Origin of the sequence: Methylobacterium nigriterrae (assembly GCF_037106235.1) — a bacterium.
Taxonomy (GTDB): Bacteria; Pseudomonadota; Alphaproteobacteria; order Rhizobiales; family Beijerinckiaceae; genus Methylobacterium; species Methylobacterium nigriterrae.
Map to the genome: position 1 here is coordinate 1 of NZ_JBAWTG010001104.1, position 230 is coordinate 230.

A 230-nucleotide genomic window follows, 5' to 3' on the forward strand; every position below is an offset into this window, starting at 1 on the left:
GGAGCCGAGTTGCACCAAGCGTTGGCGGTTCTCCTCGGAGAGCCCCCCAGCGCTTGCAAAGCCCAGCAGTGACAGCGTCACGATCAGCTCGCCTTCACCGCGCGAAATGTGCTGGCCCATGAGAATGAAGACCGCCGTCCGTGCGCCCTCCACGGCGTAGCGGAAGGAAGGATCGTTCATCAGATCGGCCGGGCGCGGCATGTCGGCCTCCAGGTTACCGGAGCACACTG

General features: G+C 64.8%; 1 protein-coding gene. It reads right to left on the reverse strand.

Going from position 1 to position 230, the window contains the following annotated elements:
* Positions 1-201: hypothetical protein (locus WDW90_RS41330; protein ID WP_336493144.1), on the reverse strand; the 201-nt coding region annotated here is incomplete at its 3' end.
* Positions 202-230 lie beyond the last annotated feature (29 nt).